Source organism: Protofrankia sp. Cas3 (assembly GCF_963555955.1).
In the GTDB taxonomy this organism is placed as follows: Bacteria; Actinomycetota; Actinomycetes; order Frankiales; family Frankiaceae; genus Protofrankia.
This window is the reverse complement of sequence record NZ_CAUVXP010000094.1, coordinates 1-9,085: the sequence shown is the minus strand read 5'-3', so window position 1 is coordinate 9,085 and position 9,085 is coordinate 1. Positions and strand designations below refer to the sequence as shown.

Sequence of the window (9,085 nt, the reverse complement as noted above, 5' to 3'; positions counted from 1 at the left end):
GGGCACCATGTGGTCCGGAAGGCGTCGTGCGGCGTACTCCCGTACCGCGGACGGCACCCCGTCGGGATGGGCATCCGGGTCAGCCGGCACGACGTAGGCCACGAGCCGCTCGTCCCCCGGCCAGTCCGCACGCACCACGACCGCTGCCTGAGCCACCGCCGGATGTCCGGCCACGACCGTCCGCACCTCACCTGGCTCGACCCGGAACCCCCTGACCTTCACTTGCTCGTCAGCCCGCCCGGCGAACACCAGCTCCCCGGCCGCGGTCCACCGCACCCGATCCCCGGTCCGGTACATCCGCTCACCCGGCACCCCGAACGGGCAGGCCACGAACCGCTCCGCCGACAACCCGGGCCGGCGCACATAGCCCCGAGCCACCTGCGCACCGGCCACGTACAGCTCCCCGACCACACCGACCGGTACCGGCGCCAAGAACTCGTCAAGCACGTAGGTCCGCGTGTTGGCCACCGGTCTGCCGACGGGGACCTGCCCGGCGTGCAGGTTGCCTGCGTCAAGGCGCCCGGCCACCACCCCGATCGTGGTTTCGGTGGGTCCGTAGTGGTTGAACACCGACACGTCCCCAGCCGCCCCCACAAGGTCCCGGGCCCAGGCCGCCGGCGCCGCCTCACCGCCGAGCACCAGCGACCGCCGCGGCAGCACACCGGCAAACCCTGAGACGGAAGCGAGAGCGGCCAGGTGCGACGGCACCGCCTTGAGGTAGTCGATGCGGTGTTCGGCCAGGTAGCCCGCGACCGCCTGGGGATCGGTCACCGTGTCCGCGTCCAGGATGTGCAGCTCACCGCCGGTGGTGAGACTGGCGAACACCACGGTGTTGCCCAAGTCCGTCGCCTGTGCCTGCAACAACGCGTAGCGACCGCCCGGCTGTCCGAACCCCACCAGGCCTGGTACCGACGCCACGTAGTTCGCCAACGCGCCGTGGGTGACCGCCACCCCCTTTGGCGCGCCGGTGGACCCCGACGTGTAGATCACATAAGCCGACGCGGCTGGCAACGGCGCCGCGTCGAGCGTCGGAGGGTACGCGGCCACCGCGCCGGCGGTCGCGGGATCGTCCACCGCGATGGTCAGCATCCTTGTGGCCGGAAGCTCCTCGAGCACCGTCTCGGTTCCGAGGAGCAGCGCGGCCCGGCTGTCGGCGAGCATGAACGAGATCCGTTCGGCGGGCAGGCCAGGATCGACGGGCAGATAGGCCGCTCCGGCCTTCCAGGCCGCAAGGATCCCCGCGATGATCGCCGCGCCGCGCGGCAGGCACAGCGCCACCACGCTCTCCGGTCCCGCCCCCAGCCCGCGCAGATGACCCGCCAGCCGGCTGGCGCGCTGGTCCAACTCCCGATAGGACACCGCGGTGCCGGCGCACACGACCGCCGGCGCGTCGGGCGTACGGGCCGCCTGCGCCTGGAACATCTCCACCACCGTCGCGGTCGGCAGTTCGCGGCCGGTGTCGTTCCACCTTTCGAGCACCATCTCGCGCTCGACGGCGTCGAGGAGATCGGCATGGTCGACCCGGGCCCGCGAGTCCGACGTAGCCAGCCAGGTCAGGGCCTTGAGAAAGCCCCGCGAGACGTCCCGGGCCGAAGCCGGGTCGCGGAGTTCCGGGTTGAGGTCGACGGCGATCTGGATTCCGGAGTCCGGCATCCGGTGGTAGGCCTCGATCTTCAGGTCTTCGGCCGGACCGCTCGACAGACCGGTCAGGACGGCTTCGCAAGGGCCGAACCGCAACGTGGACTGGACGGGGATGACATTGACGATCAGGCTGTACAGAGAGCCGCCGCCGACAAGCTTCACGTCGCGGAGGATGTCGGTGTACTGGTATCGCTGGTGCGGCAGCGCGGCCCGGATCGCCGCGGCGGTCTCCTGAACGAGCCGGGCGGCGGATGTCTGCGGGCCGATCCCGATCCGGATCGGCATGATCGTGGAGGTCATGCCGGGGATCCCACGCTCCCGCCGGCTCGTCCGGCCGTCGGCCGACACGCCGAGCACGAAGTCGTGCGCTCCGGTAGTCCGGTGGTGGTAAACGGCGGCGGCCGCGATCAGCAGGCCGGCCATGTTGGTCTTCAGGCGCCGGGCGGCCGCGCGCAGGGCCGCGGCATCGTCGGCGCCGACCTCGGTGAGATGCCGTACCGGCTGGGACGGCATCCGCCGAGCCCGCTGACCGTCCCATCCCACGGTCTCCGGCAGCGGCGACAACGCGTCGAGCCAGAACCGCCGGTCCTTGTCGACGTCGGCGGAGTCCTGATACGTCTCGGCCGCGTCCAGCAACACGGACACGGGCGACGGCGCCCCTTCGCCGGGATCGCGCTCCTCGACGAGCGCTGTGTAGATGCGCGCCACGCGGTCTGCGACGAGGCTGAGGCTGGCACCGTCAACGACGCAGTGATGCGTGCGCTGATACCATAGATGGCGGTCCGGTCCGAGCGTGAGGACGGCGTGGACGAACACCGGTCCGGCGGTCAGATCCGTCGCGGCCGTCAGGTCCGCCCGCATCCAAGCTTCGGCGGCCGCCCGCGGATGGGCCGCGTCGGCCAAATCGATCACGTGGATCGGGTGGTCGCGCGAGTCGTCGACGTACTGGCGCGGCACCTGCCCGTCAAAGCGGACCCGCAGCCGGTAGGCCTCGGCCTCGTCCATCGCGCGCCGCAGAGCCGCCACGAGGACGATGACATCGAGATCGCCGCGGATCTCCAGACAACAGCCGATGTTGTAGGCCGGATTGCCGAGATCGAGCTGCTGAGCGTACCAGACGCCGAGCTGCCCCGTGGTCAGATACCTGAATCCGTGTTCCGCCACACCCATACCCCTACACCCATATCCGCTCGGCGACAGATTGCGTCAGGACCGCTCGGCGGTCAGGCCGATGACGCGGTCGGTGAGTTCGGCGAGGTTGGCGACGTCCCAGACCAGGGTCGGCTCGACGGACACGTCCAGCACGTCCTCGATCTCACCGCACAGCGCAAAGGCGTACACCGAGTCGAGCCCGTAGCCGGCGAGCGACGCCTGGGGGTCGATCGTCTCGGCCGGCTGGTCGATGTAGTGGGCGACCCGCTCGACCAGCCAGGACCGGATGTCATCAGGGGTCGGCTGCGGACGCGTCGCTTCGGTCTCGGTCATGGGACACCTTTCTGGATGCTTGTCAGCCAGGAATCAGCCGGGCGGTCAGATCGAAGAGCACGCGGTCGCCGTGGCGCGCGACGGCCTCGTCGAACATGTGGTGTTCCACGTCTTCGCGTTCGGCCGCGGTGAGCACCGAGGGGCCGCCGAGACGCCCGTTCAGTCGGTCGAGGATCGCCAGGAATGCGGCGTGCGACAAGGAATCAGGGTTCTTGCGCCAGACGCCAAGCACGGACGCGGCGGCGAGCGTCACGGTGTATCGGTCGGCCAGCTCGAAGGCAGCCGGCGAGGCGTCGATGGTGATGTCGGAGGCTGACAACGTCGCGCATTTGTCACGGAGAGCGCGAAGATCGTCACGGAACCGTACCGCGAACCGTCCGGCGGGGTCGCCGTCGCGCGCGTGCTCGGCTATGTCGGCCAACGCGCCGAGTACTGCGTCGCCGCGGGGCATCCCGGCCGTGAGGCTCTCCGCACGCAGCGCCGGAAGCTCCCCACCGAGGTCGAAGAGCTGCCCGGGCGCGGGCGGGTCCACCAGCCACGACCTGCGGGCCAGCCGTGGCAACTGCGGCAGGAGCATCACCAGGCACGCGGCGCGGGAGACGTGCGCGAAGGTGGCCGGCGCGAGGTCTCTGGCGAGCTTCTGGAACATCGCATACGGGCCCTGCCGCAGATAGGACTGCGCGCCCAGCACCGTCCGCAGGTCCTCGAACGCGTCCAGCACGACCCGGGAGCCCAGGTATTTCGCCGCGGGGGCGTAGACGGCCATCGCTTCGGGCACCAGATGCAACGCTCTGACGGCGACTGCCGAGAAGGCGTCGACGGCGAGCAGGTCGGCGTGGGCGCGGGCGATGACGGCGCGCACATAGGGGATGTCTGCGACGGTGCCGCCGTATAGGCGGTGTTCGAGGGCGTACTCGACGACCAGGCGGAGCGCCGTGTCCAACGGGCCGACGATCATCGACGGGAACACCGTCCTAGTGATCTGGTAGGCACGCAGGGCGATCTCCATGCCCTCGCCGAGCTTGCCGATCAGTGAGTCGCCGGGTATCGGGCAGTCGACGAAAACGGCACCGCCGAGCGCAACGCCCCGCATGCCGGAGCTGGCGAACCGGGCAGTGTCGGTCATACGGCCGCCCGGCAGATCGTCGCGCCGTACGAAGAACTGGCTGTGACTGCGACTACCGGCAGCCGCACCGGTCCTCGCGAACAGCACCATGGCCTCGGCGCGCCGCAGATTGGTGACGACATCCTTGCGCCCGGACACCGACCAGCCGCCGGCGACGGACCGCGCGGTGAACTCCGCGTGCGCGAAATCGGTCCCGTGCGCCAGCTCGTGGAACGCGGCTGCGATCCTCCCCCCTGACAACAGCAGCTTCGCGGCGTTACGGCACTGTCCCTCGTCACCGGCCGTCCAGATGTTCACCGACGCGATGAACGAGCTGAACCCGTACCCCAGGCCCAGGCTGGGATCTCGCCGCCACACCGCGCGCAGGATCTCGGCGAGCCGATCGATGCGCGTCAGCCGCCCACCGTAGGCAGAGGGTACGAACTCGGCATTCATTGCGTATCCGTCGAGCAGGCGTTCGCCGTCGGCGAGCATCTCCTGACGTTCGTCGGCGGCGAGCACCGCAGCGTAGCCCACCGGATTCTCCGCATCGCGTGGATCGCCGAGCAGCGCGTCCAGTTCCTCAACGCTCATAGCAGTCCCCGGTCCATTGCGACGGCTGCGGCATCGCAGCGCCGAACGCGGTGACGACAGCGCCGCTCACCGCCGCCTCGGCGACGACCCCGGCCAGCCGGCCGTCGATCAGTTCGTCACCGGGCGCGGCGCTCGGCGGCACAGTCCGCACGATGACGGCGAGTCGTGCCAGCAGAGCCCGCAGGGCCGCCCGCACCCACAGCCCGTCCCGCCAGAGAGGTTCGTCGCGGTGGTGTCGTTCGCGCGACTTCCACAGGTGCAGGCAGGCCGCACCCGCATAGCAGAGCTCATACGCGGACGCCAACTCGTACGCGGCTATGGACGGACGAGCCGCCGGGCGCACCTCGGCCATCAGGCCGTGCAGGTGTCGGACGACGACGCACAAGGCGTCGGCGTGCTCGGCAAGGCCGATGGGGGCATCCTGTGAGCCGATCTCCTCGGCGAGCGCCGGCAACGACTGCACCACCGAGCATCCCTGCCGTGACAGCAGGACCAGGGCGCCGCGGTCCAGTGGACCGGGCCGCTCGCCGACGCGGGCGGCCTGCGCCACCCCGGCCGCGTCGAAGGCACCGGCCACGAAGTCCCGCGTCAGCCTGGGGAACTGCTGGATCAGCGCGGCGCGGTTCACCGGGGTACTCCCGTCGAACACCGCAGCGATCTGGTGGTCGCGACGCACCTTCTGGAACGCGCCGTGCTCGTACGCCTCGGTAAGGAACGAGCGAGCGCCGAGCAGTTCGGCCAGATCGCCGATCACCGCATCGATCAGCGTCGGGACCAGCGCCTTAACGACGGCTGAGGTGACGCTCATTTCGCGGGTGAGGCTGTGGATCGACCTGGTGGCGACGAATGTCGCCGCTTCCGCGGCGCCGAGCAGCGCGGCGCACCGGGCGAGCACCGAGGCGGGAACGGGACGGTCGATCAGCGGACGCCGTTGGATGATGCGCGTGGCCGTGAACCGGGCCACCAGCCTCAGCGCGTGCTCACCCGCGCCGAGCGAGAGCGCGCCGCACATCGTGCGGGTGAGCTGCAGCGCGCGCAGCACCGTCTCTACACCCGTGCCCGCCGGACCGATCAACGCGTCGGTGGGCACGGGCGCACCGGTGAATTCAATGCCGGAGATGTCGACGCCCCGGATGCCGTGGGTGGCCACCTTGGGCAGCAGCCGGTACGACCCGGCTGGTAGCGACTTCTTGTCGACGAGGAAAAGGCTGTGTCCGCGGGGGTCCGCGGCCGAACCGGTGCGAGCGAGTACGACGAGGTGGCCCGCGCGGGTGGCATTGTTGATCGGCCACTTCACGCCGTCGAGCCGGTAGCCGCCGTCCTGCTCGGCCGCCGTGACCGAACCGTTGAGCAGGTCGGCTCCGTGTTCCGGCTCGGACAGCGCCCAGGCCACCTGGCCGCCCGAAAGAACCGCCGCGGCCGTGGAGGCGGACTGCACCGCACTGCCGGCGATCCACACCGAAGCGGCTCCGAGGTAGGTCTTGCCGTGGGCAACCAGGGCACTGACATCCCGGCGGGCGACGATCCGCCACAGCCGCAGCAGGCGTTCGTGGTCGTCGAGGGCGCCGCCCCACTCGGTCGGAACGTAGAGCGCGGGAAAGCCGACGCCGTCGAGCCTGGCACAGACCTCGGCGGGGAACCCCTCAGCGGCATCGAGTGCGGCGTCGTGGCGTACCGCCTCAGCCGGGTCCCCGAGAACCGCGGCGAGCGCGGCTGCCGACCCGATGACCGACCGCGGTGCCGTCACCTGGCTCCGCCCGCTGCCAACCGCCGGACGGCTGGCTCCAGGTCGGCGTGCAGCACCGGGATCTCGCCGGCGAGAAACCATTCGCGCATGGCCATACGCCGGATCTTGCCGCTGGTGGTGCGGCGCACCGTTCCGCGGCGTACGAGCAGGATGTTGTAGACCGGTACTCCGAACGAGTCAGTCAGGTTACGCATGACGGCGGTCGCGACCGCAGGCAGGTGCTCGACGGGCGTCCTCGGGGCGACTTCGTGCACGAGGACGATCCGCTCGTCGGGCGCGGAGACCCCGAAGGCTGCCCCGACGAAGTTGTGCAGGGCGTCGTGCGCCGTGCGTGCTTCCCGTTCCAGATCGTGCGGGAAGAGGTTGCGGCCCCGTACGATCAGGGTCTCCTTGATTCGGCCGGTGATGAACAGCTCACCGCCGATGAAGGCCCCGAGGTCGCCGGTACGCAGCCAGCCGGGTCCCGTCTCGTCGTGACCGTCGGCGCCCGCTAGGCGCGCGTGGAATATCTGGGCACTGGCTTGCGGCTTGTTCCAGTAACCGAGCCCGACGCTGCCGCCGCGTAGCCAGAGCTCGCCGATCGAGTCGTCCGGCGCGACCCGGCGGGTCTGCGGGTCGACGATCCGGGCCTCGAAGGCACTTGGCACGCCGACGCCCATGGCTTCCTTGCCCTCGCCGTAAGCCGTCTTGACCAGAGCGGGGTTTTTGCCGTCCGCCAGGCGGACCGGATCGGCCACCAGCACCGTCGGCTGCTGCTCGCGCGCGGTGCCGGAGACGTAAATCGTGGCCTCCGCCATTCCGTACCCGGCGGTGAGCGCCTCGGGTCGCAGACCAATGCGCGCGAGCCGCTGGGCGAACGCGGCCATCGTCGGCGGGTGGATCGGCTCGGAGCCATTGATCAGAATGCGGACCGCTGACAGGTCAAGTCCGTCGAGCTGCTCGTCCGGGATGAGCCGAAGGCACAGATCGAAGGCGAAGTTGGGCGCGGCGCTGGCCGAACACACGTACCGGTCCAGCATGCGCAGCCACTCCACCGGCCGCCTGACGAAGTCATACGGTGGCATCAGGACGACCGGGGCGCCGTAGAGCAATCCAAACGTGGTCTGGGCGAACAGACCGAAGTCGTGGTGAAGCGGCATCCAGCTGCCGAGTACGTCGTCGGGGCCAGGTCCCGCGAACTCGTGATACGCCGCCATGTTGGTGAGGATGTTTCCGTGGGCGAGCATGACGCCTCTCGGGGCCCCGGTCGACCCCGAGCTGTACTGCAGGACCGCCAGGGTGTCCCGGCCCGGCTGGCGCCGGCGGACGGGACCCGACGGCGTCGCGGCGAGCTCGTCCTGGCTCGCCCCCACGACCGGCACGTGCCCGTGTCCACGGCGGGTCAGTTCCTCGGCGAGTGCCGAGCGGTCACCGTCTGTTGTGACCGCCAGGCTCGGAGCGCAGTCTCCGGCGATCGCGGCCGTCCTCTCGGCAGCAGACCCGCGGCCGGGCGTCGAAGCCGGTACGGCGACCACGCCTGCGAGTAGGCAGGCGAGATAGACCTCGACGAACTCGGTGCCCGTCGGCAGGGCGATAAGCACCCGCTCCCCTGCGGGCAGCCGCGCGGCGAGGCTCTCAGCACGCGATTGGGCTCGCTGGGCGAGCTCCGCGAAGGTGAGGCTATCGTGGTTGGCCGCCGTCGAGCCTCGGAAAATGGTCAGCGCGGTACGCTCAGGATGCGCGGCGACGCGGTCGAGGAAGGCGTCGCCCAAACTTCGGTAGCGCATGAGATCGAAGGTCACGGCATTCCCATCCAAGAAGTGGTTTCCCTCGGGCTCCGCCACCGACGGACTGCGTCCAGCCTTTGTGGCGCTATTTTTTCTTCATGGCCTCGATGAGACTCTTGGGCCGCATGTCAGTCCAAGATTTTTCGATGTAATCGAGGCACTCCTGACGTCCGGCTTCCCCGAAGACCGTCTGCCATCCGTCGGGGACGTCGGCGAAAACCGGCCAGAGCGAATGCTGACCCTCGTCGTTGGTCAGGACCAGGTAGCTGGCGTCGGGGTCTTCAAATGGATTTGGCACCAGGCCGCCCTTTCACGGGATTGATTCGGATCTCCTCTGGCTCCTGCCTGACGACAGCACCTGCTGTTGGGATCATCAAGGCGTTGCCACTGACACTATGACCAGGGCCGTGCGATCGGTCAATGCGCTGCGGTGACGCAACCCGAACCTGGAACCGCGCGGAGAACCACGTTGTTCAACTGGTTCGGCGCGCCAGTTGAACAGCGCCGGAAGTGAGCGGCCAGCGCCGCATCATCCCCGCCGGCCTGCGGTGACGTACCCGCCTCGACGGCAAGGCTCCACCGAGGTCGAGGTCGAGGTCGACGAGGGAACAGCCGCCGCTGCTCACCAGAGCCGCGTCAAGATGACATTCCGATTCCATGGACATACGTTAAGTAACGAGATGAGGTTCGTGAGGCCGCAGTAGTCGATCATTAAGGCCAGAGCACCGGCCGGGATATCTGGTAACC

At 69.5% G+C, this 9,085-nt stretch carries 6 protein-coding genes; all 6 read right to left on the bottom strand.

The genetic code is table 11. From position 1 onward, the window contains the following. Positions 1–2,811 (bottom strand): amino acid adenylation domain-containing protein (locus U9983_RS17155; protein ID WP_322755004.1); only part of this gene is annotated, 2,811 nt, incomplete at its 3' end. Positions 2,812–2,847: 36 nt separating this feature from the next. Beyond that, complete coding sequence (locus U9983_RS17150; protein ID WP_322755003.1) at positions 2,848–3,126, bottom strand: acyl carrier protein; 279 nt, start codon at positions 3,124–3,126, stop codon at positions 2,848–2,850. Positions 3,127–3,148: 22 nt separating this feature from the next. After that, positions 3,149–4,825 (bottom strand): acyl-CoA dehydrogenase, encoded by a 1,677-nt coding sequence (locus U9983_RS17145; protein WP_322755002.1) that lies wholly within the window; start codon positions 4,823–4,825, stop codon positions 3,149–3,151. After that, positions 4,815–6,572: an acyl-CoA dehydrogenase gene (locus U9983_RS17140; protein ID WP_322755001.1), complete on the bottom strand. Its 1,758-nt coding sequence runs from the start codon at positions 6,570–6,572 to the stop codon at positions 4,815–4,817. The genes U9983_RS17145 and U9983_RS17140 overlap by 11 nt, the downstream gene beginning before the upstream one ends. Next, positions 6,569–8,395 (bottom strand): fatty acyl-AMP ligase, encoded by a 1,827-nt coding sequence (locus tag U9983_RS17135; RefSeq protein WP_322755000.1) that lies wholly within the window; start codon positions 8,393–8,395, stop codon positions 6,569–6,571. The genes U9983_RS17140 and U9983_RS17135 overlap by 4 nt, the downstream gene beginning before the upstream one ends. Positions 8,396–8,423: 28 nt before the next feature. Beyond that, complete coding sequence (locus U9983_RS17130; RefSeq protein ID WP_322754999.1) at positions 8,424–8,636, bottom strand: MbtH family protein; 213 nt, start codon at positions 8,634–8,636, stop codon at positions 8,424–8,426. Positions 8,637–9,085 lie beyond the last annotated feature (449 nt).